The following is a 26,293-nucleotide window of genomic DNA, read 5'->3' as shown; positions in this document are numbered from 1 at the left end:
CGGCTTACCATTAACTTTGGCCATGGCACTAATTGCCGGAAGTACCTGATAAGTATTTATCGAATACTTCTTTATGCAGCCTTGGTTTAGAAACGAAAAGTGAGTCACCTTCTAAAAAATCCAATTTGTCACCCTTAATATTACTAACTTCCCCGCCCACTTCCTCAACCAGGATAACTCCCCCGGCAAAGTCCCAGGGCATGAGTCTCATGGTTATGTATGCATCGATCCTTCCAGCTGCCACGAATGCAAGCTCCAATGCTGCCGAGCCATAGGAACGGGTCCCTCTTGCATCCCGAACAAGTGGTGCAAGAAGGCTCGGATCAATCCTACGGTTTTCCGTTACCCAGCTTGCATTAATGGAAACGATGGCTTTGCTTACTGATGCCTCTTCAAGGGATGGAAGCCTTTGATCATTCATGAATGCTCCCTGCCCCTTAATCGCATGATATAATTCATCGGTAACCACATCATAAACCATACCAATTTTTCCGATGCCATCCTCATAAACCCCAAGAGAAATTGCAAAATTCCGCTGTTGATGAATGAAATTCAAAGTTCCATCAATCGGATCAATAATCCATACAGTTCCTTTTAGGTCTTTAATATCATTACCCATTCCCTCTTCACCAAAAATCCGGTGTTCAGGAAAGACTTCGCTAATCTTTTCACAAAAAAATTTTTCTATCGCTTTATCCATATTTGTAACTAAATCATTGGGATTCGTTTTCATTTCAATATTCAACTTGGTTTTAAAGGACGCCCTTAGCCTCGTACCCGCTTCTTTCATCCATAACTTAGCATATGTATCCATTTCACTAATCGATACCATTATAATATCCCCGTCCTTTTATGATCAGAAACTACATTAAAATGATCCTCTACTAAAGATTAAAGCAAATAGAGCTTGTCTTCAAGTTTTTAACATCTTAAATTTTCCATTATTAAAACAAAAATGAGGAATGATGGTTATCTTCCTCACCCATCCATTACGATTTCCCAATCATGAATAAGCCAGTACAAATACTTTCAAATAACTCTACCGGTTCCCTTCCTTATTAAATGGAGCCGCCCCAATGATGCTTGATTAAAAATACGCGGCCTTATATATATTGGACATTTAATGAAAAACGGACACATTATTTTTTAAATAAAATAAGTGTCCGTTCATCTATAATAAAATTCCTTGTATTGAAATTGATTCATTTCTTTCACTCATTCTCCTTCAAGATCTATGCAGCCAATCATTTACAAGGCTTTCAGTTTCAACAGTTCCAACCGGATGCGTTCAAGCCTTTGCTTACATTGTGACCTCTTTTGGTCATTCTCTTCACCAATTGCTTCAAAAAGGGTTGCTAATTCATAGTCCATTTCCATTCTTAACACTGCAGCTCTATGTCTTTCAACTTCTTTAGCTTTTAATGCTTGGTTCATGACTTGTTTCATAATTAACATTCTCCCTTCATCAATTAACTTAATCTTCTGAATTTATTTTATTTTATCATATGACTTCCTACCACAAATAGCAACTAATTTGTGCTTTAACCTATAAGGAATTTTGAAGTGCCCATCCAAATCATATTTTTTAAATTTCACTTTTACTTATGCTACAATATGTGCAGATATTACGGTAGGAGAGATGATTATGAATATAGCTAGTTTTACAGCTGATGATTTTAATGTTTTTAAAATTGATGGTTTGGAACCCCGAATGGATGCTTTAAAAGAACATATCCAGCCTAAACTACAAGCTCTTGGAGAGCAATTTTCACAACAACTGTCAGTTTTGACGGGCGAAGAAATGTACCCTCACGTCGCAAAGCATGCCAGACGGAAAGTGAATCCTCCTAATGATACATGGGTTGCTTTCGCTGCCAACAACAGAGGTTATAAAATGATGCCGCATTTCCAAATTGGGTTGTGGGAGACACATATGTTCATTTGGTACGCCGTCATTTATGAAGCACCTAATAAAATTGAAATCGGAAAGCATCTTGAGCAGCAGGCGGACCGGTTAGTGAATAGCATTCCCACCCATTATGTTTGGTCAATGGACCATACAAAACCTGATGTCATTCCTCACGATGGTCTTGGAGTCGATGATTTAAATTCAATGTTCACTCGCCTGCAAACTGTAAAGAAAGCCGAAATCCTATGCGGCATAAGAATTTCCCGTGATGACGCGATTAAGTTAAATGATAATGATTTCATTCAAACCATTCAAGATGCGTTTGAACATCTTTTACCCTTATATAAATTAAATTAAACACCTTTGAGCAGTATTCAGATTGAATTATCGGAATTAAACTGATTAAGAAAAAAGGAGAGCCCTGAAGGCCCTCCTTTCCTTATTTACGCACTAACCCTTTGCTAGCTTGTATCAAGTCACTAATTTGATCTTCTTTACCTGTTTCAAAGCATTCGATGATCCTGCTGCCTACAATGACACCATCGCAGTATTGCATTGCATCACGGACATGATCTGGCGTCGATATGCCGAACCCAGCAAGAACGGGAACGGGACTTAGCTCTTTTACCTTCTTTAAATAGCCTCCAACTTCTTCCCCGAAGGCTTCACGGGTGCCTGTAATGCCTTTGACTGTAACTGCGTAGATAAAACCCTCAGCCCCTGCGGTAATCTCGGTGATACGTTCTTTCGAAGACGTGAGTGTCACAAGTCGAATAAGAACGATCCCTGCAGTTTTGATTGATGAAAAGATGGCTTCTTCTTCAATCGGTAAATCGGGGATGATGCACCCGGAAATTCCTGCTTGAAGACAATCTTCCGTAAACTCTTTAAGTCCATATGCCAGGATTGAATTCGAATAACCCATTAAAATAATTGGAATGTTCACATCATCTTTGATTTCCATAACTTTTTTCAGGACATCTTTTAACGTTGTTCCATTATTCAAAGAACGGATGCCAGCCTGTTGGATAACCGGTCCATCTGCGACAGGGTCAGAGAATGGTATTCCTAGTTCAACAGCTGTCGCCCCGTTGCTTTCAAGGAAAAGAAGCTGGCTCCTTAAGCGTTCAAGACCGCCATCACCTGCCATAATATAAGGAATGAATGCTTTTTCCTGCTTTATTTGACATTCTTCAAGCGCTTTTGTCAATTTATTCATGTTCACTACCCCCTATTAATGATTGGACTGTTTCTACATCCTTATCACCACGGCCAGACAGGCAAATCACCAGTCCTGTTCCTTTCTCCATTTGTTTAGCAAGTTTTAAACCATAGGAAATGGCATGTGAACTTTCCAAAGCAGGGATGATCCCTTCTTCCCTTGAAAGCATCACTAGAGCTTCCAATGCTTCATCATCGGTTACGGAAGTATACACCACCCGATTGGTATCCTTTAAATAACTATGTTCAGGCCCTACCCCCGGATAATCCAACCCTGCTGAAATTGAATGTGCCTCCTGGACCTGACCGTCCTCGTTCTGCAATACATACATGAATGCCCCGTGGAGCACCCCAGGTTTCCCCTTCGTCAAACTTGAAGCATGTAATGGTGTTTCCAGTCCATGACCTGCCGCTTCCACTCCATATAATTTTACCGTTTCATCCTCAATGAAGGGATAGAACATCCCCATGGCATTACTGCCTCCACCTATGCAAGCGACTACTGCATCCGGAAGGGAATGAACAGTCTCCGAATACTGACGCTTTGTTTCATTCCCTATCACACTTTGAAAATCTCGTACAATAACGGGGAATGGATGCGGTCCAAGTACTGATCCCATTATATAATGGGTGTCATCCACGTTCGCAACCCAATAACGTAACGCCTCATTCACTGCATCCTTCAGTGTCCCGCTTCCTTGTGATACAGATATGACCTTGGCTCCCAAAAGCTCCATCCTGAACACATTCAATTTCTGTCTCCTGATATCTTCTTCTCCCATAAAAATGATGCATTCCAACTTCAGCAAAGCACACACAGTCGCAGTTGCAACGCCATGCTGACCTGCACCCGTTTCGGCAATCACCTTTTTCTTGCCCATTTTCTGAGTCAGCAAAGCCTGACCGATCGTATTATTAATTTTGTGGGCTCCGGTATGATTCAAGTCCTCACGCTTCAGATAAATATCTGCACCACCCGCTAGTTTCGTTAAGTTCTCCGCAAAATAAAGTGGTGTTTCACGACCAATATATTGTTTCAGGTAATAGCTTAGCTGTTTTTGGAATTCCGGATCCTTTTTAGATTGTTCATATGCATCTTCAAGCTCCATAATCGCCGACATTAAAGTTTCCGGAACGAAACGGCCTCCATACGCTCCAAAATGTCCAGTTTTATCAGGCTGTGTATAAGTACTCATCTATTCATTCCTCTTTTCCGGCTGTATATTTCGCCTCATTTATAAATGCTTTTATTTTTACAGCATCTTTTAATCCGTTTGTTTCAACACCACTAGCTACGTCAACTGCGAATGGTGAAACGGCACTGATCGCTTTTCCGACATTTCCAGGAGTCAGCCCACCCGCTAGAATCACCTTTCCCCGTGGCAGATCCGCTTTTCGGATCATTTCCCAGTCCAAAGTCAGCCCCTTACCAGATGAACCTTTAGGTAGATCCACTAAAATAAAATCCGCTGGGTACTCATGAAGGTTTTCAAGGTCTTGCTCTGATTCGATTGCAAAGGCCTTTATCACCGGTAGGGGCATTCTGCGGGCGAAACTGGCAGACTCGTTGCCATGAAGCTGAATATAATCCAACCCTGCAATTTCAGCACTTTTTATCACTTCTTGTTCAGTTTGATTGGCAAACACTCCGACTTTTTTCACATGTCCAGGTAGATTAGCTCCGAATTCACCCACTAAATCTGGCTCGACTTTCCTGCTACTCTCGGCAAAAATGAATCCAATAAAGTCTGCCCCGGATTTAACAGCAGTCTGAGCAGCTGCCAATGTCTTAATCCCACAGATTTTCACTAACATATTAATCTCCTTATATACTCATTTGCAGTTCTGCCATCGTATGTGGAAGATTTGATGAAGTCATAAGCGTCTCCCCGACTAAAATCCCTTTTGCCCCAGCTTCCTTCACACGCATTACGTCTTCTTTTGTCTTGATTCCACTTTCACTGATAATGATGTGGCTTTTTGGATCAAGTAAATTCGCCAGTCGTTCCGTTACAGCCAAATCCACTTTGAAGGTCTTTAGATTCCGATTGTTGATCCCTATGAGCTCTGCGTTTAGTTCGAGCGCTCGTTCCAGTTCGGCTTCATCATGGACTTCTGTTAATACTTCAAGCCCTTTATTTTTTGCATATTGATATAATTCATGAAGGCGTCCTTTAGAAAGTGCTGCGACAATTAATAGAATGATGGTTGCACCACTTTGATAGGCACGATCGATTTGGATTTCATCGATGATGAAATCTTTGCACAACCTGGGAATCCGTATGGCTTCGCTTACGTTTCTCAAATCGGCAATGGATCCTTTAAAGAAAACCTCATCCGTCAATACGGATATCGCTGCCGCTCCTCCCCTTTCATATGAAAGAGCCTGCTCGATTGGATTTACATTGATTTTAATGTCCCCTTTTGAAGGGGACGCCCGTTTTATTTCAGCGATAACCGCCATTGATTTTGCCATTTTCAAATTTTCTACCAGAGATGGTCTGACTATGTTGATCATGACCGAATCATCTAAATCCATTTCTTTTTTTAATTTTGCTACTTCGACCTTTTTCTGTTCGATGATTTTCGTTAAAATATTTTCCATTTACATGACCACCTTATTTCTTTTGCCATAAGCAATTATATTTTCTAACTTTTCAAGAGCCGATCCGCTATCAATGCTTTCTTTGGCCATGGAGATTCCTTTTTTGATCGTTGCTGCCGTACCATGTGCGTATAATCCCAATCCAGCATTCAATAAAACGGTATCACGATATGCCCCTTTTTCCCCTTTAAGAAGGCGGAGCATAATATCGGCATTTTGTTTGGCGTCACCGCCACGGATGGCATCATTTCCGTAAACCGGCAGATCCACTTCTTCAGGATGCAGCGTAAATGGGATAATGTCCCCTTGTTCCAACAGCACAAGTGAATTTTCACCCTGGAGGCTTGCTTCATCCATAAAACCGGCACCATTGATCACGACCGCACGTGTCCTGCCTAATTTATGCAGGACTTCCGCAAATAGCTCGAGCATATCGCGTCGATTAATTCCCAATAATTGAGTGTCAAGTTGGACTGGGTTTGTCAAAGGTCCGATAAGATTAAATATTGTCGGGATTTTCAATTCTTTTCTGACTTTCATGATTCGTGCAATATTAGGGTGGACGGATGGTGCAAATAGGAATGTGATCCCATTTTCCTCCAACAGTTCTTTTAACATGTAAGGCTCCAAGTACAAATTAACACCTAGCTCTTCCAATACATCCGCACTGCCCGTTTTACTTGAAATGCTCCGGTTTCCATGTTTGGCAACCTTGACACCTGCCCCTGCCAGTACAAAAGCCGATGCGGTACTTATATTGAAGCTTTGTGATCCATCTCCTCCCGTCCCGCAATTATCCATTACATTAAGGGAGCTTGTTTGCACACTTCTTGCTTCTTTTCTCATGACTCGGACAAGGCTTGCTATTTCACCTGCCGTTTCCCCTTTGGATTTTAGGGCTATGATGAAAGCTGAAATTTCGCTTTCGGTGATATCTTTAGAAAATAACGCTTGGGCTGCTCTGCTCATCTCTTCTTCCGTCAATGTTTGACGCTCTGCTAACTTCGCTAAATACTCCTTCACCGCTAACTCCCCCAGTCGTTTTTTATAAAACGGATTTTTCCTTCCCTGATTGGAAGGTTCCGGCAATCTTATAAAATTGATGTAATAATTCCTTGCCGATTTTCGTCCCTATTGATTCAGGGTGGAATTGTAAACCGTATAGCGGGTAATCTTGATGTTTTAGAGCCATGATTTCCCCATCATCCAATGCTACTGCCGTCACAGTCAGTTCCTTTGGCAAACTCGCCCTTTCAACTACGAGGGAATGATATCGCATTACCGGGAATTCTAAGTCCTGTTTGGCAAATACCCCTGTTCCCTCATGCTTGATAACCGATGTTTTCCCGTGCATGATATGTTTTGCCCCAACCACATTCGCACCAAAAACCGCACCAATGGCTTGATGCCCCAAACATATGCCTAAAAGCGGGACCTTTTCATAAAAATTACGGATGATCTCCATACTGATACCGGCATCTTCCGGCCGGCCAGGTCCCGGAGAAATGACGATTGCCATTGGATTCAATTCCTCAATTTCAGCAAGAGTGATTTCGTCATTCCTTTTTACTAAGATTTCATTTTCTACTTCTCCTAAATATTGGTATAAGTTGTAAGTAAAAGAGTCATAGTTATCAATTAATAAAATCATTTTGTGTGAACCTCCATAAGAGCGCGTGCTTTATTTTGTGTTTCTTCATATTCCGTTTTTGGATCTGAATCATATACAATACCTGCTCCTGCCTGTACATATGCCTTGCCATCTTTTATGATCATCGTCCGAATGGCTAAAGCCATATCAAGATCCCCTCCAAAACCTATGAATCCTATCGATCCCGAATACATCCCGCGTTTACAATTTTCCAGTTCATTAATCAGCTCCATTGCCCTGATTTTAGGAGCACCCGAAACTGTCCCAGCAGGGAGGCAGACCGTCAGCGCATCTAAACTCGTGAACCCTTCCCTAAGCTTTCCGCTAACCTTTGAAGCAATATGCATGACATGCTGATATCTTTGAATTTCCATTTCCTCGGTAAGGTGAATTGAACCGATTTCGCAAACCCTGCCAAGATCATTCCTACCCAAATCAACAAGCATCTTATGCTCGGCAAGTTCCTTTTCATCCATCAGCAGGCTTTTTTCGAAGCCTTTATCTTCTTCATCCGTTTTCCCTCTCGGCCGTGTACCAGCAATGGGATTAACATGAACCATTCCTGATGAAACATTGATCAAACTTTCTGGAGACGACCCTATAATGGTATATTCACCAAATTCAATATAAAACATATAAGGAGATGGGTTAGCTAATCGCAGACGACGGTAGGCATCGAAAGGCTCCCCATCGAAGTCCGCCTTAAATCGTTGTGATAAAACAACTTGGAACACCTCACCAGCCACAATCGCCGCTTTAATTTCAAGGACCATTTTCTCGAATTCATCCTGACTGAAATTCGACTTGAATTCCAAATATTCCGACGATATTTCTTTTGACGGTTTGCTTGCCTGATTGATTTTTTCCTTCATCCCCAATAAACTTTTTTCACCATCTTCTTCCGCGGTCAACAGATGAATCTTCTGCAGGACATGGTCGAATATATACAGTTCTTTAAAAAAAAGAAAATGTGCATCAGGCATCTGCAGAGAATCAGGAGGCACCGGGCCAATATTTTCATATAGGCGAATGATATCATAACCCATATATCCGATCGCGCCTCCATTAAATGGAGGAAGATGTACGGGGGCCTCTCCTATCTCCACTAACAATTCACTTTTTAGAAACTCGATGATATTGATGCTCTTTACGAATTCGTCACCTGTTTCAGGGTCTTTCACAATTACTTGATCAGCAAGTGAAGTCACCTCCAGGTATGGGTTTGAACCTAGATAAGAGTAGCGGCCGTTGTCATGATGCGAATTTGAACTTTCCAATAAAAATTTCTGTTCATCATCTAATTTTTGAAATATTGCGATGGGTGTATGAATATCCCCTTCAATTGTTTCCATTTTAAAGCGAAGTATTTTTTTTTCATCCAAATTGTTCATCCCAATTCCCTCCTGATTCTTAAACGATCATGTAAACTGCCGATGAAACCCTTTTGTTCTCCAAGGTATATTGAAAATCCATAAAAAAATCCCCTGCAAACACAAATATGTGTCTGCAGAGGACGGTATACCGCGGTGCCACCTCAAGTTGGAAAAACTCATCATTTTTCCCTCTTAAGCAAGAAATCAAAATTTCTTGCCAATACCCTTTAACGGTGGCAGCCGAGTTTCCCTACTTATTTCAAGAAACCACTCATAAGTCCATTCATCTTCTTATATCGTACCGGTTTCCACCTATTCCGGCTCTCTGTAACGCATCTAAAAAGATTACTACTCTTATTCATAGATTTAATTATCATTTTCATAAAAACGCAAAAAGGGCCCTCATCCAAAGGACGAGGAACCCGTGGTACCACCTTAATTAGCTAAATTAGCTCACTTTACGGCATTAACATGCCTATCTCCAATAACGATGAGATAATCGCCAAAGCCTACTCCGTCCATCCGTTTCGGTTTGGGGCTCGGAAGTCCATTCGCTTAAATTCGTTCACCAGTTTTCAGCAACCACTGGCTCTCTGCAGAACAGCATTAAGGTACTCTTCTTCGTCACTGCCTTTATCTTTTTCTTGATTATTATGTTAAAACAATCTTTTCAGTAAGTCAATGGAGTTCTCTAAAAATTATATTTTTAATTTTTCATTTTTATCCATTCTCCGTCTTCTATTCCTTTTGCCTTCTTAATTACAAGATATGATGAATAGTTGCTGACTGACTCAAACTCATCCGTATACTTTTTCTCATCCGCCTTACCTGGGACTATTTCCTTGAACCTTCGGTAGGCTTTCATAAATTCTTCCTTTTGTATTTTATTTTCATAAGCCTTTTCTACAGCTTCAAAGAATTTGATCACATCTACGATTTCTTCAGTAGACCAATCAAGATCCATTGGATATTGATAATCCATACCCTAAACACGCTCCTTCTAGATAGTTTTTCATGCTGTCCGGCAGACCATGCATCATCAGTCTGCCCATTTTGAACGAATTGCTTCCGCCTGGTAGATAATCCGGCTGATTAGGTCAGCAGTCGATGGTACATCATGAATCAGCCCCATCACTTGTCCAGCCCAGGCATACCCTTCACCTTCAACACCATCATGGATATAACGCTGGTTCGCTTTTCCACTTATGTAATCCTTCAGTTGCTCATATCCGCCATTTTCTTTTTCTATTTCAAGGATCTTTTCAGTCCAGCTATTTGCAATTACCCTGGCTGGGGCACCAATGGACCGCTTAATGACAACGGTATCATTTTCTGTGCCGGAAACCAAGGCATTTTTATATAATTCATGTGCGTGAACACACTCCTTGACTGCTATGAATCGTGTTCCCATCTCGATTCCATCGGCACCAAGTGCCAACGCTGACATCAAACCGCGCCCATCGCCAAAACCACCCGAGGCGATGACTGGAATTTTAACGGAATCCACAACTTGAGGAATTAACACGGAAGTTCCAATATCATCACGGCCTAAATGTCCACCGCCCTCCTGACCAACTACCATCACTGCATCTGCACCAAGCTGTTCAGCCTTCACTGCCTGTCTTCTTGCAGCAACAAGCACCAGTTTTTTCACCTGAGTACCTTTGACGTAATCAAGAAATGGTGAAGGGTTACCGCCTGTTACGGAAACAACTGCGATATCCTCTTTCAAGGCTGCTTCAAGCATGTGTTCATAAGGCCTTCCATGCTGACCGATTGCAAAGTTCACACCAAACGGTTTATCCGTCATTGATTTAGTTTTTCTTATTTCATCTACCAGTTGCTCTGGGTTGTCCAAGGACATGGCCGTTACCTGCCCTAGCCCCCCTGCATTCGAAACTGCCGCAGCCAGGTCTGCATATGCTAAATGAGCCAGTCCCCCTTGTACGATTGGGTATTGAATCCCTAACAAATCGGTCACACGCGTATTCCACTCCAAGCTCCTCATCTCCCTTTTTAATGGTTTGTTTTACTTATAAGCAATTTATATCACAGCTTTATTATGGCAAATATAATTTACCCGTTCAATTTTTAAACTCATACCCATTCAATATTTATAAAAGAAGAATTCTTGGGTCAATCCAGTTAATACTAGGGATATAGACAATTATAACCGGCTGTTATTTTTATTGGGCCCCATAATATCAAAGAAATTTAGAAATTGTTTATGTCAGTACATTAAAGTCACGCTAGGCATTTATTATAAGACGTGCTATAATTCATTTGTTTTATGTCTATCCAAAAGACCATTTGAATGGAATCGGAGAAACATGCGATCGTTAATAATTGGGAGTATATCTCCCCAATATTTCGTACCTATTATATTGAAAAGGGGCTACAAAGAATTGTCACAGAATGAAACACCCTTATACACTGCCTTATTGCAGCACGCAAAAAAAAATCCCGTTCAATTTCATATTCCAGGTCATAAAAAAGGAAAAGGAATGGACGCTGATTTCCGTGATTTTATTGGAGAAAATGCATTATCCATAGATTTAATCAATATAGCACCACTCGATGATCTCCATCAGCCAAAGGGCATCATTAAACAAGCTCAGGATCTTGCCGCTGAAGCTTTTGGTGCAGATCACACATTCTTTTCCGTTCAAGGAACAAGCGGAGCAATCATGACTATGGTCATGACAGTCTGCGGCCCTGGGGACAAAATCATCGTTCCGAGGAATGTGCATAAATCCGTAATGTCTGCCATTGTATTTTCCGGAGCGGTTCCCGTTTTCATCAATCCTGAAATAGATAAGGACTTGGGCATTTCACACGGAATAACCATCGATGCCGTTGAAAAAACTTTAAGTGAACATAGTGATGCAAAAGGATTGCTTGTAATCAACCCCACCTATTTCGGCATTTCGGCTGATTTGCAAAAAATAGTGGAAGTTGCTCATTCCTACCAAATCCCAGTACTCGTAGATGAAGCACACGGTGTCCATATTCACTTCCATGAGGACTTGCCGATGTCAGCCATGCAAGCCGGAGCAGATATGGCTGCTACGAGTGTTCATAAACTGGGCGGTTCACTAACGGGAAGTTCCATATTAAATGTTAAGAATGGACTGGTTTCTGCAAATCGTGTTCAATCAATTTTGAGCATGCTCACTACTACCTCAACCTCCTATATCCTTCTAGCTTCTCTGGATACAGCTAGAAGACAACTTGCGACGGTAGGCAGGGAAATGATCGATGAAGCCATAAATCTTGCAGGATATATCCGTGAGGCCGTGAATGAGATTCCTTATCTATTATGTGTCGGCAGCGAAATCCTAAGCAGTAAGGCAGCCTTTAGTTATGATCCGACTAAACTGATCATTTCCATTAAGGAATTGAATATTACCGGGTACGACGTTGAGAAATGGCTTCGTGAAAAGCATAATATCGAAGTGGAGCTTTCCGACTTGTACAATATCCTTTGCCTGATAACACCGGGGGACTCAAAAACAGAAGCGGACCTGCTGATTGCTGCCCTTAGAGACTTATCGAATGAGTTTAAGGAAATGGCTGCAGAACATGAAAAAATTGAAGTACTGCTTCCTGATACACCTCCACTGGCTTTATCTCCCAGGGAAGCTTTTTATGCAGAAACCGAAGTAGTTCCCATCGAGGAATCCGTTGGCAAAATCAGCGCTGAATTCATCATGGTTTACCCGCCGGGAATCCCGATCTTTATACCCGGTGAACTGATAACCGAAGATAATATCAATTACATCCGGAAGAACATCGAGGCAGGCCTACCAGTTCAAGGTCCAGAGGATCCAGAGATAAAATATTTACGCATCATTAAAAACTGATTGAATTTCATCAAACCGGAGCAGATACCTGCTCTGGTTTTTTTGCCCATTCTATTGTTTCAATTGTAATTGAGCAAAGTGCACTTGTCGAAAACGGAAGAATACTCCCTTATTAACTCCTATAAAAAGGGTGCTCCAGGTTGCAATCCTGAAACACCCTTAAATTCTATTAATCTTTAAGTTCTTTTTCCATTTATTTTTCAGAGGCAGCTGTATCACAGCATTGGCAGTTGTGATTGTGTGTATAAAGTACACTTACTTTTTCATCTTCAAAATGTTCAATCGTGCTATTGCAAGTTTGACATACGATAGTTCCCATTTTTACAACCCCTTCCTCTATATTGTATGCATTAATAACGTAATGTAACCGCTTTATATGAATTATAATATAACACATTTATTATTTCAAGCCAAAAAGTATAACATATATATATTTTCCCATTTAATTCATTTGAGTTCAAACAATGCAGGGTTCTCTGGGCTGTTTTTACATATTACACCATTCCAATCTCAGCCAAGCAACATTGAAAATGGAATTTTACCTATAAATTTACATATAGATTAGTATATAATACGAACATAAAATGTTAATATATACTTACATCTATAGATCTAAGGGGGTTCCAAATGACTGAAAATGCCTATATCAAACTTGTTCCCGAGTCCGTGAAAGCGACAGTAACCATCGAAGACGTTAAAGAATTACTGAATTATTATCAAATGATCACTGCGAAAACCGGAAAGCAACTGGATTGGGACTATGAAAAGAAAGCATTTCCTTATGAAATGAAAGAACCTGAAAGAATGAAAGATAAGGCAATATATCTTCAATCCAATGAGGATCGTTACCATATGATATTGATAGGCGTTGACCAAGAAGTCGTTAGGGATGAAGATGGATTAGAGCGGATTCAATCCTATATCCAATTCACTCTCCCAGAAACAGCAACTTCCGGTGATAAAGGAAAAGCAAATGAATTGTGCAAGTTCCTTGCAAAGAAATTACGGGCGCAGCTCCATCTCTTCAATAATCGAGTGATGTATTACTATTCTAGGAAATAAAAAACCTGCTGAAGCCGAAAATCAGCTCATGCAGGCGTTTCAATTAATTTTGGATCAAGGATCTTATAACCTTTCTTTTGTAACCCTTTCACGATATCCTCTATCGCTTCACTCGTCCATTTCCGGTCATGCATCAGTAAGTTCGCGCCATTTCCTAAATAAGGGCTGTTCCGCATGATTTCAGTTAAAGCTTTTTTATCTTGATATTCTTTTTCCCAGTCATATCCATATGTCCAATTCATGACCAACATTTTTTCTTTCTCAGCGACTTTTATTGAATGATCTGTATTCGATCCAAAAGGCGCCCTGAAATACTTAGGGCGTTCTCCGATAATACCCTCAACCAAATTGTTCAATTTTACGATTTCCCTCTCTTGTTCCTTTTCACTCAACTCTTTTAAATTCACATGAGAATATGTATGATTACCTATAGGAAAACCCATTTCATGAATTTCTTTTAGCATCGCTTTATTTTCATCATTTTCAAGAAAGTGACCATTCACGAAAAAAATCGCAGGTACCTCATGTCGTTTAAGGGTTTTGGCAATCTTTAGCGAATATTTATCAGGTGCATCATCAAAGGTTAACAAAACAACTTTCGGATTTGCATTCCCAATGGGTTTAAATGACCAATCATCTTTGTCCAACCGATATTCTGCCTTAACATTCATTTCCCCATTTGTTTTTGATGTTTCTACTTTCAGATCTTTCTCGTACTGGCTTTCATCTTGGACGGTAGTTGTCGTTTCCACACTTTTTTGATTCTCATGTTCAGTTTGATCGAGATTGGGTTCATTGCAGCCCATAAATAAAAATGATACAAATGTAAATAATACTAATACTTTGTTAATCATAGTTCCCCCGTGGATTCTTGTGTCGTTGTTTACCTTACGAAAATTTCAATAAACCGGTACAAGCGTTTCCAATAGGATTTGCAAAATACCGTAACATAATAAACTTATCACGGTAACAAGCAAGGTGCGCTTATTGGATTTTAAAATCATTTTACCAATGTAAATGGCTAAATAAGAGAAGACCAGAAACATGAATACTTTGAAAACAAATCGATCATTAACGGAAAGCCATTCAACTAATGTATACCCACTCCAAACGATTAGTTGAAAGAGGATTACCAGATAATTTTTCAAGTGATCCACCCCATTTTAATATGAATATATCAGCAATAAACTTTTTATTGGAAAAAATATTCGTTCAGCAAATCGCTCTTCTTATTTTTTATCCTCTTTTACCTTATTCAAACCTTTTCAAGGAAAAAAAGTAAGACGTCCTTTTTATAGCTTATGCCCTTTTTGTCCTTTTCATTTAACTAGTGTAAAGAAAAATTTATGAATTGGGGTAATCCTTCATTTTATCTGGCAAATAAGAAAAAGCGTACTGCATTTGCAGTACGCTTTTATAAAATAATTACTTAATGATATGAATAGGAGTTCCAAGGGCAACTTCAGCAGCTTCCATTGTGATTTCCCCTAATGTTGGATGTGCATGGATTGTCATGGCGATATCTTCGGCAGTCATTCCCGCTTCGATAGCTAAACCAAGTTCTGCAATCATATCAGAAGCGTTTGGTCCTGCAATTTGTGCTCCTATAACCAATCCGTCTTCTTTGCGAGTGATAAGCTTCACAAATCCGTCCGTATTATTTAATGAAAGGGCACGTCCATTTGCAGCGAATGGGAATTTAGAAGCAAGAGCTTCGATTCCAGCTTCCTTCGCTTCTTTTTCATTATAACCGACAGAAGCAAGTTCCGGTTCAGAGAATACAACAGCCGGAATAGCAAGATAGTCGATTTCAGATGAATGTCCTGCAATGGCTTCAGCAGCAATTTTACCTTCATAAGAAGCTTTATGAGCCAACTGAGGTCCAGAAACGATATCTCCGATTGCATAAATGTTTTTCACGCTTGTACGGCATTGTTTATCCGTTTCGACCAAACCGCGGTCAGTCATTTTGATTCCGACTTGTTCCAAACCGATTTCTGCAGTATTAGGACGACGTCCCACTGTTACTAAAACGTAATCGGCTTCAACTTTTTTCTCTTCGCCTTTTACTTCATAAGTAACGGTTACACCTGTTTCAGTTTCTTCCACGCCTTTAGCATTTGCTTTAGTAACAATTTCAGCGCCCTTGTTTTTAAGGTTACGTTTAACAAGTGCTGCCATTTGTTTTTCAAAGCCTGCAGAAAGAATTTCTTCTGTACCTTCAAGGATGGTCACTTTAGTGCCAAAACTTGCGAACGCTCCGCCAAGCTCAGTACCAATATAACCTCCGCCGATTACCACGATCGAACTTGGAACTTCTTCCAGAGCAAGAGCACCAGTGGAATTAAGTACACGTTTCGTATATTTAAATGACGGAATCTCGATTGGCGATGAACCAGTAGCGATGATTGCGTTTTTAAATGTATATGTTTGCGCTGAGTCTTCATTCATAACACGGATGCTGTTTTCATCAACGAAGTAAGCTTCGCCAGTTACAACATCAACATTATTACCTTTTAACAGGCTGCTTACACCGCCAGTTAATTTTTTTACAACAGTACCTTTCCAAGCTTGTACTTTAGAAAAATCAACAGTAACTTTTTCTGCAAAGATACCCATGTCTTCTGAATGCTGAGCTTCATGGAAGCGGTGTCCTGCCGAAATTAAAGCTTTCGATGGGATACAGCCTACATTCAAACAAACTCCGCCGATTGTTCCTTTTTCAACGACCGTTACTTTCTGTCCAAGCTGCGCTGCGCGAATTGCGGCAACATATCCCCCTGGGCCTGAACCGATCACTAAAGTATCTGTTTCGATTGGAAAATCTCCTACTACCATTGTTTACGCCTCCATTAACAATAATTCTGGGTCGTTCAATAACTTTTTGATATGATTCAATGCATGCTGAGCAGTAGCCCCATCAATCATGCGGTGATCAAAGCTCAGTGATAATGCCAGAACTGGAGCGGCGATAATTTCCCCGTCGCGTACAATTGCTTTTTCGGCAATGCGTCCAATCCCTAGAATGGCAACTTCTGGATGATTGATTACAGGTGTGAACCATTGACCGCCTGCGGAACCGATATTCGTAATGGAGCAAGAAGCACCTTTCATTTCGTTAGGAGCCAATTTGCCGTCACGGGCTTTCGTCGCTAATTCATTAATTTCTTGTGAAATAGCAAAAGTTGATTTACGATCTGCATCTTTTACAACTGGAACGAGCAGTCCTTTGTCTGTGTCTGCAGCAATTCCGATATTGTAATAGTGTTTATGGATAATCTCACTAGCCTCATCATCAAATGATGTGTTTAGCATAGGGAATTCACGCAATGCACTTGTTAACGCTTTAACAACATAAGGTAGGAAAGTAAGCTTGATTCCTTTTTCTGCAGCAATTCCCTTGAATTTTTTACGGTGAGCAACCAATAGCGTCACATCGATTTCATCCATTAATGTTACATGTGGAGCTGTCTGTTTGGATTTAACCATTGCTTTGGCGATCGCTTTTCTCATACCGCTCATTTTCTCGCGAGTTTCAGGATATTGCCCTTCTGGAATTGAAACTTTTTGTTTTTCGGTTTTTTCCGTATCAGTTTGTTGTGAAGCTTCACTTTGAGCTGCTGGTTGCTGTGGAGCCGTTTTGCCGTTTTTGAAAGCATCGATGTCATCTTTCATGATGCGGCCGTTATCCCCAGAACCAGAAATCTCACGAATATTTACCCCTTGTTCGCGTGCATATTTTCTAACAGAAGGCATGGCGATAATACGTCGTGAAGGATCCGCCTCAACTTGTGGTTGTGATCCCGCGCCCGTTTCTGCACTATTTTCTTGAACCGGAGCAGCCTCTTTCTTGACTTCCTGTCCAGCTTCAGCTGTAGCTTGAACCTGGGCCTCCGTATTCTTAGCACCTTCTGCCTTCGCTTCTTCTCCATGATCCCCTTTAAACTGAAGATCTTCATATCCTGGAGCATCGAATGTTACAAGTACATCACCTACAACGGCAACCGTTCCTTCTTGAACAAGGATTTCTTCAACGGTACCTTCCACTGGTGATGGGATTTCAACAACGGCCTTATCGTTTTGAACCTCGCAAAGCACGTCATCTTCTTGAATCTTATCTCCTGGTTTTACAAACCATTTCACTATTTCACCTTCGTGTATACCTTCTCCGATATCAGGGAGTCTAAATTGGAATGCCACTGAGTTCAACCTCCTATATTAAATCATACTTAGTGCTTTGAATAAAGTCCTTTATCTTGCATTACCGTTAATGCGAAATTACTTTCTCAAGCAGGACATTCATTCCATTGCTTAAGATTGTTAAAACTTCAAGACTTTAGTCGCCGTTTCAATAATGTCTTTATAATTAGGGAGCCATACTGTTTCAGCTTGTGAAAACGCGAATACCGTATCAGCAGCCGCCACTCGCAGTACTGGAGCATCCAAGCTCAAAATGGCACGTTCGTTAATTTCCGCGACAACATTCGCTGCTATACCAGCTTGCTTTTGTGCTTCTTGAACAACGATTGCGCGTCCTGTTTTTTCTACAGAAGCAATGATTGTATCAATATCCAATGGAGATACAGTCCGTAAGTCGACCACTTCTACGGAGTGACCTTCCTTAGCCAATTCTTCAGCTGCCTTGATTGATTCCTGTACCATCGCACCATACGTAATAATGGATAAATCCGTTCCTTCTCTTTTCACATCCGCTTTTCCTAATGGAATTGTATATTCTTCCTCAGGAACTTCCTGACGGAAAGAGCGGTACAATTTCATGTGCTCAAGGAAAATGACAGGGTCATTATCACGAATCGCCGAAATCAATAAGCCTTTAGCATCGTAAGGAGTGGAAGGGATAACTACCTTTAACCCAGGTTGCTGAGCCATTAAACCTTCTAAGCTATCAGCGTGCATTTCCGGAGTATGCACTCCGCCTCCAAAAGGTGAGCGAATTGTAACCGGCGCACTGTAACGTCCGCCTGAACGGTAGCGCATACGAGCAAGCTGACCGCTTACGGAGTCCATTACTTCATATATGAAACCGAAGAATTGTATTTCAGGAACAGGACGGAAACCTTGCAAGGAAAGACCGACAGCTAATCCACCGATTCCGGATTCAGCTAGAGGTGTATCAAATACACGATCTTCGCCGAATTCTTTTTGAAGATTTTCCGTTGCACGGAAAACTCCTCCATTAAGACCAACATCTTCTCCAAAAACGAGTACATTCTCGTCATTTTTAAGTTCTGTACGTAATGCTTCTGTAATTGCTTGAATCATCGTCAATTGAGCCATGGCTTACTTCGACTCCTTCTCTTTATAAATTTCATATTGTTCTTTTAAGTTATAAGGCATTTCTTCATACATGTTTTCAATAAGGTCTGTAACCTTTTGCTTAGGTTCTGCATCAGCCTTTTTGATTGCTTCTTTAATATCGTCTTTTGCTTTTTCTATTGTTTCGTTCTCTAATTCTTCATTCCAGAGTTTTTTGTTTTCCAAGAACTTGCGGAAACGAACCAATGGATCTTTTAATTCCCACTCATTATCCATATCTGAAGTACGGTAACGTGTCGGGTCATCACCAGCCATCGTATGTGGTCCATAACGGTAAGTTAATGTTTCAATCAATGTAGGGCCTTCACCATTAATTGCACGTTCACGCGCTTCTTTAACTGCTGTATAAACAGCCAATGCATCCATACCATCAACTTGGATGCCAGGAATACCTGCAGCCACACCCTTTTGGGCCAATGTTTTCGATGCTGATTGTAAATCAACCGGAGTTGAGATTGCGAAATGGTTATTTTGCACGATGAAGATAGCTGGCGCTTTAAATGCACCTGCAAAGTTAATTCCCTCATAGAAGTCACCTTGTGAGGTTCCACCGTCACCGGTATAAGTGATTGCTACAGCTTTTTTTCCGCGTTTCTTCATACCAAGTGCCACTCCGGCAGCTTGGATATATTGAGCACCGATAATGATTTGAGGGGAAATCACATTGACATCTTCAGGAATTTGATTTCCTTTAAAATGTCCCCGAGAGAATAAGAATGCTTGCCAAAGCGGCAGGCCATGCCAAACGATTTGCGGCACGTCTCGGTAACCTGGAAGAATGAAATCCTCTTTTTCCAATGCATACTGGGAAGCGATCTGAGAAGCTTCTTGACCGGCAGTCGGTGCATAGAACCCTAATCTGCCTTGGCGGTTCAGTGATATAGAACGTTGATCCAAAATGCGGGTATAAACCATACGTTGCATTAATTCCTGCAGTTGTTCATCACTTAAATCAGGCATTGCCGCTTCGTTAACGACTTCTCCCTCTTCATTTAAAATTTGGAAAGTTTCAAATTGTTCTTCCACTTTCTTAAGCTGATCTTGAACATTAATTTTAGCTTGTTTAGTTTTTTGAGCCATTTGGCACCTCATCCTTTCATTAAAAAGGTTTGCTATTATTATTCTCTAAAGCAAAAATAGTTTGCTTTATAGTTTCTTCAACAATTCATTGTTTTATTTTTCCCTTAAGACCAATCCCTCAAACGTGGATATGCTTAATATGTCTCAATCTTATTCTGTACCATAAAAAAAATCAAGGAAAATGATACAAGAACTTTTACAGATTTAGTTTACAAGATGAATTAACATCAAGTCAATCACTTGGAGTTCCTTATTTTTTTGATTTACGAGAATCTACAATACTCATACTTCTTCTCTGTATTAGTTTTCGTTTTACAACTGTACTATTAATCCCCCACCATTTTTCAATTTATGGATGAATAAAGATAATATTTCAATCCCTCAGCCTATCCAATCGATTCCAAAACCGCTTTAACTAAAGGCATTTGAGCCTTTAAGATAATATTCTAAAAAAATATTCAAACGCTTTCATATCAGTCTGCTGTTAGATTTTCTATTTTCATTTTTTTTTAGTACAGGTACTGAAATTTACCCTCGGCTATCTGCATTTAAAAATCATTCTAGAATTTTTCAGTTTATAGAAAACTGGAGCCACAAAAAATGGGCTGTGAGTGAGGATCACAGCCCATCATTACTTATATTATTTTGTTGAGTCAGCCATTTCTATGCCCGAACTGTCATAAAAACTTTCTTTTTTTTGATTGGACTTTACCGTTAATGCATTAAATTGCTCATTCGCTTTCAAAACTTTTGTATAGGAAGTATTGATTTTCTCGATTTGTCCTTGTAATTCATCCATTTTCAAATCCTCTTTTTTAAACAGTTCATATAATTCACGATCATTTGCCAGACTTTGCTGATAGGCATCATATAAGTTGTCGTAGGTGCTATAACGTTCACTCATGACCTTTTTCATTTCAGTCGCTTCTTTTTTTACCTTTTCATCCTCTATTTTCCCGATTTGTTCATCTATCTTATTAAATTGTTCTTTCGAGGATTGCATGCTGCTTTGTTCCTTTTCAATTATTTCCTCCCTTTGGTCAATATTTTTAGTTGCTTCATCTGAAAGCTCGACGATTTGTTCATACTCTTCCAAGCCAAGTTTAATGATTTTCTCATACTGTTCTTTTTCTTTTTTCTCCAAATCATTAAGTGGCTCCTGATTCTCGGTGAAATCACTTTCCTTTTCTGCAGTTTTCTCTAGGATCTTGTGGATTCTTTCTTCCGGTGAACCATTAAAACAACCGGTCAAGATCGCTAAAAAAAGAAGTAAAATAACATATGGACCAAAACGCTTCAACATAGACAGCTCCTTCTGATAGTTCTTTGTAGATTCATATTTCTCTAAATTTCTGTTTAAGCACAGACACTTGTACTAATCATATTCCGAACATGAATTTTTCATTACTGGGCGCAAGCCTACACCCTTTAAACCATACTGCATAGGCTGTAGGGACCGTTTCAAATCAGAGTGGTCAACATTTTAATAATACAAAAACGGAGGTATGAAATTATGTATGGAGGTTACAACCAGGATTGTTGTTATCCGGTTTCCGTTGAACCCAGCTTTGGTTACGGTGGTCAATGTGGTGGAGGCTGCGGCTTTGGAAGCGGCTTCGCCCTAATCATCGTCCTGTTCATTCTGCTCATCATTGTCGGCGCTTGCTTTTGCTAAACCGATAATTACTTCTACCTTTACCCGAAAATGTTATCTATTTACCCTATTCACAAAAAAATTTCTATTTTTTTTTAAAAGACCTCAACAAATAATGGCTGGGATAGGAATTTGTCGACCGATTCCATCCCTCCCATTAACTTTCAGCATTTTTTTTGTTAAAATAACCTATACATATTATAAGAATTTCTATGGGGTGAAAGATTATGCTTACTATGGATGATTTTGTTAAGGAAGACGATCCGATATTAAGGAAAGTCGCGCTGGAGGTTCCACTTCCGGCGTCAGATGAAGATAAGCAACTTTTAGCTAGCTTGATGGAATACGTCCAAAACAGCCAAAAGCCCGATATTGCTGCTTTATACGGGTTAAGGGCAGGAATCGGCTTGGCTGCACCACAGGTTAATGTTTCAAAAAGGATGATTGCGGTCCATTTGAAAGAAAAAGATGATCAACTGTATAGCTATGCACTTTTCAACCCAAAACTCATTAGTCATTCAATGGAGAAAGCATACTTGACATCCGGAGAAGGCTGTCTTTCCGTTAATCGCCCCGTTTCTGGCTATGTACCACGTTATGCTCGAATAACGGTTGTGGGTACGGACCTGGAAGAAAATTCGGTTCAGCTCCGCCTTAAAGGCACCGCAGCCATTTGCTTTCAACATGAAATCGACCATCTTAATGGAATCATGTTTTATGATCATATCAATCAGGAAGAACCCTATGCCGTTCCGGAAAATTCCATTGCGGTGGAAAGGTAAACGTATAAGCGACAAAAACTCCCGTCTTTTGGTTGACGGGAGTTTTTATTTAAATCAGTTCAAGTTCCTTCAAACCAAAAAGTATGCCATCATCATCGACATCCTTCGTTACAAAGTCGGCCTCTTGCTTCACAAGTTGACCGGCATTCCCCATTGCCACGCCATATCCCGCTACTTTTAACATTTCTATATCATTTAAGCCATCTCCAAAGGCGTAAACATCTTCAAGAGCAAACCCGACTTTATCCATTAGTATTTTAATACCTTCAGCTTTTGAACCCCCGAATGGAAGTACATCCGTCGAGTATTCATGCCATCTAATAAAGTGAAAGTCATTATATTTCCCAACAAAATTCCCTTCTTCATCTTCCGAGCAGAATAATAAGGCCTGGTATATTTCATGGTCCTCATAAAAGTCTGCCACATGTTCAGGGTGTGGGAACTTCAAGGTGCTTAATGCTTCTTCAATTCTGCTATGATGTGGGACACTCGATTTCATTGTCTCCTCATTCATGAAAACGATTGGGATTTTATTATTTTCAGCATGTTCGTGAAGCCTTTTTATCTCAGTTATGCTCAAAGGGTTTTTATAAACGACTTTCCCTTCAAAAACAACGTATTGTCCATTGAAACTAACGAATGTATCGATGCCCAGTTCTTCCCTTAAAGACTCGAACATAAACGGTGCCCTTCCAGTGGCAATCGCTACGAAAACCCCGCTATCCTGTAATTGCTTAATGGCTTTTTTCGTTGAAGCAGGTAACTTTTTTTCATGATCAAGCAATGTTCCGTCAATATCAAAAAATACGATTTTCACTAACGATTCACTTCCAATTCATTCATTTTTCCTTTTTTAATATGTACCCATTTAATAATTGTCATCAAGATAAGTCAAGTAACTCTACAGAATTCCACTCAAAGTTACGGTTTGTATTCAAAAATGAGCATATACTATTCTTAATAGAACTAAAACTCAGGTTTTCCATCTTACACTTCTCCCCTCCTTCTTGCCTCTGAAATCACAGTTGTCGGTATGAATGTGCCTTTTTTTTCAAAAATGGGCCAAGTACTTGTAAAGACATATTTACATTATTGAATAATCCTATACAATAATAACTAAGGGAGCGTGATCGCCATGTTAAAAAAGCTTCGTAAAAAGCTTGTTAAACAGTGGAATGATCTTTTAAGAAAAAAATCTATCGCATGATTTGCCATTCATATCCTGCCATGGCCGTCATCCATATGCGAATTTTTTTCGGACAGCCCTTCAAAAACTTGCGGAGGGCTTCTTCCTTGTTGTAAAGTTCTTGTTAAGCATTCTTTCTATCTTGGCATTGATATGCAAGGTGATTACATAATTCATCAAATTATTAGCCGTTGTCTTTTCATGAAACGCTGTACCCAATGGTACTATATAATTAAGAAAGAAATCGTTTGCGAAAAAGGATCCCATTCAAATAAGATAAAGTGAGTAAACTATTTTCGCATGAAAAGAAGCTTGCAGAAACTTTTCTTAGCGATTTAAGTTTTACACATAGTAAAAACGGATAGGATATATGATAGAGGAAGCTATAATTGGATTGATACCCGATATCTGCCATCTATTTTTTTATATACTTTTTTAGACATTGGTATATTTAATTCATCAAAACCCCTTCCGTTTTTATGGCGGAGCTGGGTTTATTTTTACATGATGTTGAAAAACATGAAAAAATTGTTGTTTTTATATATAATGAAAAAAGCAATGCAAACAAGTGAGGAGAGATTAAAATGGTTTTTAAGGTATACTATCAAGTAACCATAGCAGAGGTTCCCATCAGGGAGAATACTAAAACAGTGTTTGTTGAAGGTGAATCTGTTCGTGACGTCCGTTTAAAATTAAAAAAAGAACCTTATAACGTAGAAATTGTACTACCGGTAACCGGAGCATATTTAGAATATGAAAAACAAAATGAAGATTACAAAGTATTGGAGCTATAATTTATGAAATTTGTAAAAAATGATCAAACAGCTGTATTCGCCCTGGGCGGTTTAGGCGAAATCGGTAAGAACACATATGCTGTTCAGTTTCAAGATGAGATCATCGTCATTGATGCTGGAATTAAATTTCCTGAAGATGAACTTCTCGGTATTGACTATGTGATTCCGGATTACAGCTATTTAGAGAAAAATGTAGATAAAATTAAAGGTGTTTTCATCACGCATGGCCATGAAGACCATATTGGCGGGATTCCTTATTTACTTAGAAAAGTGAATGTCCCTGTGTACGGCGGGAAGCTTGCACTTGGATTACTTCGGAATAAATTGGAAGAACATGGCCTTTTACGTCAGACAACCATGATTGAAATCAGTGAAGATGAAGTGATCAAGTTCCGGAAGACTTCCGTCTCATTCTTCCGCACAACTCACAGTATCCCTGATTCTTATGGAATCGTTGTAAAAACGCCACCTGGGCAAATTGTCCATACTGGTGATTTTAAATTCGACTTCACACCTGTTGGCGAGCCAGCGAACTTGACCAAGATGGCCGAAATTGGCAAAGAAGGCGTATTGTGCTTACTCTCGGATAGCACAAATAGTGAAGTGCAGAACTTCACTATGTCTGAAAGCCGTGTCGGCGATACCATTCAAGACATTTTCCGTAAGGTTGACGGCCGGATCATTTTTGCAACGTTTGCATCGAACATCCATCGCCTTCAGCAAGTTGTAGAAGCAGCCGTGGCTAATGGCCGTAAAATAGCTGTTTTTGGCCGCAGTATGGATTCCGCCATATCAATTGGCCAAGACCTTGGTTATATCGTAGCGCCTAAAGATACATTTATAGATGTACAGCAATTAAATCGTATGCCTGCGAACAAAGTAACCATCCTTTGTACAGGCAGCCAAGGTGAACCAATGGCAGCACTGTCAAGGATAGCAAATGGGACTCACCGTCAAATTCAAATCATTCCTGGTGATACAGTCGTATTTTCTTCTTCACCTATTCCTGGTAATACAATCAGTGTTTCCAGAACGATTAATCAATTATATCGTGCAGGTGCAGACGTCATTTCAGGGCCACTGAATGATATTCATACTTCAGGTCATGGCGGACAGCAGGAACAAAAACTAATGCTTCGTTTGATAAAGCCAAAATTCTTCATGCCAATCCATGGTGAATATCGCATGCAAAAACTTCATGCCCGTCATGCAGTCGATTGCGGTGTCCCGGAAGAAAATTGCTTTATCATGGATAATGGTGAAGTTCTTTCCTTAAGTGAAAACACAGCACAAATTGCTGGTAAAATCCCTTCAGGCTCTGTTTATATCGATGGAAGCGGCATCGGGGATATCGGTAATATCGTCTTACGCGATCGTCGGATTCTTTCCGAAGAAGGTCTTGTGGTTGTCGTTGTCAGCATAAATATGAAGGAATTCAAAATTGCGTCCGGCCCTGACATCATCTCACGCGGATTTGTTTATATGAGGGAATCGGGAGACCTGATCAGTGATGCTCAATCCTTGATCACTAAGCATTTAAATAAAGTGATGGATCGCAAAACTACTCAATGGTCTGAAATTAAAAATGAAATTACAGACACTTTATCTCCATTCCTATATGAAAAAACTAAACGCCGTCCTATGATCCTACCGATCATCATGGAAGTCCAATAAACAAAAAAACCCAGCCATATGATGGCTGGGTTTTCAGACTGTGGACAAACTTGATTATAATTGAGTTTGTCCACAGTTTTTTTAGGTTTACTAAATTTGACC

At 40.0% G+C, this 26,293-nt stretch carries 25 protein-coding genes, 3 pseudogenes and 2 other annotated features; of the genes and pseudogenes, 7 read left to right on the top strand and 21 right to left on the bottom strand.

Features of this window, described 5'->3' with window-relative positions; translation table 11 throughout:
• Positions 1-28: 28 nt before the first annotated feature.
• Both ACFX4L_RS09065 and ACFX4L_RS09060 read right to left on the bottom strand, forming a co-directional pair.
• Positions 29-832 (bottom strand): inositol monophosphatase family protein, encoded by an 804-nt coding sequence (locus tag ACFX4L_RS09065; protein ID WP_089362386.1) that lies wholly within the window; start codon positions 830-832, stop codon positions 29-31.
• A 416-nt stretch (positions 833-1,248) separates the two neighbouring features.
• The gene (locus ACFX4L_RS09060) at positions 1,249-1,446 is read right to left on the bottom strand and encodes a hypothetical protein (RefSeq protein WP_034314018.1); all 198 of its coding nucleotides are present in this window, start codon (positions 1,444-1,446) and stop codon (positions 1,249-1,251) included.
• Between the two features lie 199 nt (positions 1,447-1,645).
• Between ACFX4L_RS09060 and ACFX4L_RS09055 the strand changes: the two genes are divergently transcribed.
• Positions 1,646-2,266 carry a YktB family protein gene (locus ACFX4L_RS09055; RefSeq protein WP_377382666.1) on the top strand — a complete coding sequence of 207 codons (621 nt, stop codon included), beginning with the start codon at positions 1,646-1,648 and terminating at the stop codon, positions 2,264-2,266.
• Between the two features lie 82 nt (positions 2,267-2,348).
• Here the strand turns inward: ACFX4L_RS09055 and trpA are convergent, their stop codons facing one another.
• From trpA to ACFX4L_RS09010, 9 genes are all read right to left on the bottom strand, one after another.
• Complete coding sequence (trpA, locus tag ACFX4L_RS09050) at positions 2,349-3,128, bottom strand: tryptophan synthase subunit alpha (protein ID WP_377404833.1); 780 nt, start codon at positions 3,126-3,128, stop codon at positions 2,349-2,351.
• The gene (gene trpB / locus ACFX4L_RS09045; protein WP_377404830.1) at positions 3,121-4,326 is read right to left on the bottom strand and encodes a tryptophan synthase subunit beta; all 1,206 of its coding nucleotides are present in this window, start codon (positions 4,324-4,326) and stop codon (positions 3,121-3,123) included. The genes trpA and trpB overlap by 8 nt, the downstream gene beginning before the upstream one ends.
• Positions 4,327-4,330: 4 nt before the next feature.
• Positions 4,331-4,945, bottom strand: a complete 615-nt coding sequence (locus tag ACFX4L_RS09040) for a phosphoribosylanthranilate isomerase (protein ID WP_377382663.1) — start codon at positions 4,943-4,945, stop codon at positions 4,331-4,333.
• A gap of 10 nt (positions 4,946-4,955) precedes the next feature.
• A complete protein-coding gene (gene trpC, locus ACFX4L_RS09035) occupies positions 4,956-5,735 on the bottom strand; it encodes an indole-3-glycerol phosphate synthase TrpC (protein ID WP_061462277.1) in 780 nt (259 codons plus the stop codon).
• Positions 5,736-6,758, bottom strand: a complete 1,023-nt coding sequence (gene trpD / locus ACFX4L_RS09030) for an anthranilate phosphoribosyltransferase (protein ID WP_061462276.1) — start codon at positions 6,756-6,758, stop codon at positions 5,736-5,738.
• 22 nt (positions 6,759-6,780) lie between these two features.
• The gene (locus tag ACFX4L_RS09025; protein WP_061462275.1) at positions 6,781-7,386 is read right to left on the bottom strand and encodes an anthranilate synthase component II; all 606 of its coding nucleotides are present in this window, start codon (positions 7,384-7,386) and stop codon (positions 6,781-6,783) included.
• On the bottom strand, positions 7,383-8,777 hold the full coding sequence (gene trpE, locus ACFX4L_RS09020; protein WP_284471338.1) for an anthranilate synthase component I: 1,395 nt from the start codon (positions 8,775-8,777) through the stop codon (positions 7,383-7,385). The genes ACFX4L_RS09025 and trpE overlap by 4 nt, the downstream gene beginning before the upstream one ends.
• A 115-nt stretch (positions 8,778-8,892) precedes the next feature.
• Positions 8,893-9,130 (bottom strand) — a binding site (T-box leader).
• Between the two features lie 35 nt (positions 9,131-9,165).
• Positions 9,166-9,396: a binding site (T-box leader), on the bottom strand.
• 69 nt (positions 9,397-9,465) lie between these two features.
• The gene (locus ACFX4L_RS09015; RefSeq protein ID WP_061462273.1) at positions 9,466-9,741 is read right to left on the bottom strand and encodes a UPF0223 family protein; all 276 of its coding nucleotides are present in this window, start codon (positions 9,739-9,741) and stop codon (positions 9,466-9,468) included.
• Between the two features lie 57 nt (positions 9,742-9,798).
• On the bottom strand, positions 9,799-10,758 hold the full coding sequence (locus tag ACFX4L_RS09010) for an NAD(P)H-dependent flavin oxidoreductase (RefSeq protein WP_284471339.1): 960 nt from the start codon (positions 10,756-10,758) through the stop codon (positions 9,799-9,801).
• Positions 10,759-11,164: 406 nt separating this feature from the next.
• Between ACFX4L_RS09010 and ACFX4L_RS09005 the strand changes: the two genes are divergently transcribed.
• A complete protein-coding gene (locus ACFX4L_RS09005) occupies positions 11,165-12,622 on the top strand; it encodes an aminotransferase class I/II-fold pyridoxal phosphate-dependent enzyme (protein ID WP_125162545.1) in 1,458 nt (485 codons plus the stop codon).
• A 193-nt stretch (positions 12,623-12,815) separates the two neighbouring features.
• On the opposite strand, the gene ACFX4L_RS09000 is transcribed toward ACFX4L_RS09005, so the two are convergent.
• Positions 12,816-12,941 (bottom strand): GapA-binding peptide SR1P, encoded by a 126-nt coding sequence (locus ACFX4L_RS09000; protein ID WP_081108747.1) that lies wholly within the window; start codon positions 12,939-12,941, stop codon positions 12,816-12,818.
• A gap of 308 nt (positions 12,942-13,249) precedes the next feature.
• Here ACFX4L_RS09000 and ACFX4L_RS08995 point away from each other — a divergent pair, with 308 nt between their 5' ends.
• The gene (locus ACFX4L_RS08995; RefSeq protein ID WP_377382658.1) at positions 13,250-13,684 is read left to right on the top strand and encodes a DUF1885 family protein; all 435 of its coding nucleotides are present in this window, start codon (positions 13,250-13,252) and stop codon (positions 13,682-13,684) included.
• A gap of 26 nt (positions 13,685-13,710) precedes the next feature.
• On the opposite strand, the gene ACFX4L_RS08990 is transcribed toward ACFX4L_RS08995, so the two are convergent.
• The 8 genes and pseudogenes from ACFX4L_RS08990 to ACFX4L_RS08955 all read right to left on the bottom strand — a co-directional run bounded on the left by ACFX4L_RS08990 (position 13,711) and on the right by ACFX4L_RS08955 (position 21,404).
• Entirely contained in the window at positions 13,711-14,538 is an 828-nt protein-coding gene (locus ACFX4L_RS08990) for a polysaccharide deacetylase family protein (RefSeq protein WP_377382656.1), read from the bottom strand.
• A gap of 45 nt (positions 14,539-14,583) precedes the next feature.
• The gene (locus tag ACFX4L_RS08985) at positions 14,584-14,841 is read right to left on the bottom strand and encodes a hypothetical protein (protein ID WP_309145510.1); all 258 of its coding nucleotides are present in this window, start codon (positions 14,839-14,841) and stop codon (positions 14,584-14,586) included.
• Between the two features lie 268 nt (positions 14,842-15,109).
• Positions 15,110-16,522, bottom strand: a complete 1,413-nt coding sequence (gene lpdA, locus ACFX4L_RS08980; RefSeq protein ID WP_061462268.1) for a dihydrolipoyl dehydrogenase — start codon at positions 16,520-16,522, stop codon at positions 15,110-15,112.
• Positions 16,523-16,525: 3 nt separating this feature from the next.
• Positions 16,526-17,476 (bottom strand): annotated as a pseudogene (locus tag ACFX4L_RS08975) (dihydrolipoamide acetyltransferase family protein); the annotation flags it as partial.
• 243 nt (positions 17,477-17,719) lie between these two features.
• Positions 17,720-17,827: pseudogene (locus ACFX4L_RS08970) on the bottom strand (biotin/lipoyl-containing protein); the annotation flags it as partial.
• A 177-nt stretch (positions 17,828-18,004) separates the two neighbouring features.
• A complete protein-coding gene (locus ACFX4L_RS08965) occupies positions 18,005-18,982 on the bottom strand; it encodes an alpha-ketoacid dehydrogenase subunit beta (RefSeq protein WP_061462266.1) in 978 nt (325 codons plus the stop codon).
• Between the two features lie 3 nt (positions 18,983-18,985).
• Entirely contained in the window at positions 18,986-20,101 is a 1,116-nt protein-coding gene (gene pdhA / locus ACFX4L_RS08960; protein ID WP_061462265.1) for a pyruvate dehydrogenase (acetyl-transferring) E1 component subunit alpha, read from the bottom strand.
• A 640-nt stretch (positions 20,102-20,741) separates the two neighbouring features.
• Positions 20,742-21,404 (bottom strand): YkyA family protein, encoded by a 663-nt coding sequence (locus tag ACFX4L_RS08955; protein ID WP_061462264.1) that lies wholly within the window; start codon positions 21,402-21,404, stop codon positions 20,742-20,744.
• A gap of 267 nt (positions 21,405-21,671) precedes the next feature.
• Between ACFX4L_RS08955 and ACFX4L_RS08950 the strand changes: the two are divergent.
• Positions 21,672-21,776, top strand: a pseudogene (locus ACFX4L_RS08950) (YjcZ family sporulation protein); the annotation flags it as partial.
• A gap of 206 nt (positions 21,777-21,982) precedes the next feature.
• The gene (gene def, locus ACFX4L_RS08945) at positions 21,983-22,537 is read left to right on the top strand and encodes a peptide deformylase (protein ID WP_377404826.1); all 555 of its coding nucleotides are present in this window, start codon (positions 21,983-21,985) and stop codon (positions 22,535-22,537) included.
• 49 nt (positions 22,538-22,586) lie between these two features.
• On the opposite strand, the gene ACFX4L_RS08940 is transcribed toward def, so the two are convergent.
• Positions 22,587-23,354 carry a Cof-type HAD-IIB family hydrolase gene (locus ACFX4L_RS08940; protein WP_377382651.1) on the bottom strand — a complete coding sequence of 256 codons (768 nt, stop codon included), beginning with the start codon at positions 23,352-23,354 and terminating at the stop codon, positions 22,587-22,589.
• Between the two features lie 953 nt (positions 23,355-24,307).
• Between ACFX4L_RS08940 and ACFX4L_RS08935 the strand changes: the two genes are divergently transcribed.
• Positions 24,308-24,517 (top strand): DNA-dependent RNA polymerase subunit epsilon, encoded by a 210-nt coding sequence (locus ACFX4L_RS08935; protein WP_061462261.1) that lies wholly within the window; start codon positions 24,308-24,310, stop codon positions 24,515-24,517.
• 3 nt (positions 24,518-24,520) lie between these two features.
• On the top strand, positions 24,521-26,191 hold the full coding sequence (rnjA, locus tag ACFX4L_RS08930) for a ribonuclease J1 (protein WP_061462260.1): 1,671 nt from the start codon (positions 24,521-24,523) through the stop codon (positions 26,189-26,191).
• Positions 26,192-26,293 lie beyond the last annotated feature (102 nt).

It is taken from the genome of Peribacillus sp. YIM B13482 (assembly GCF_042787975.1).
GTDB lineage: Bacteria > Bacillota > Bacilli > Bacillales > DSM-1321 > Peribacillus > Peribacillus simplex_A.
The sequence above is the reverse complement of the archived record's forward strand: the minus strand, read 5'-3'. Positions and strand labels throughout refer to the sequence as shown.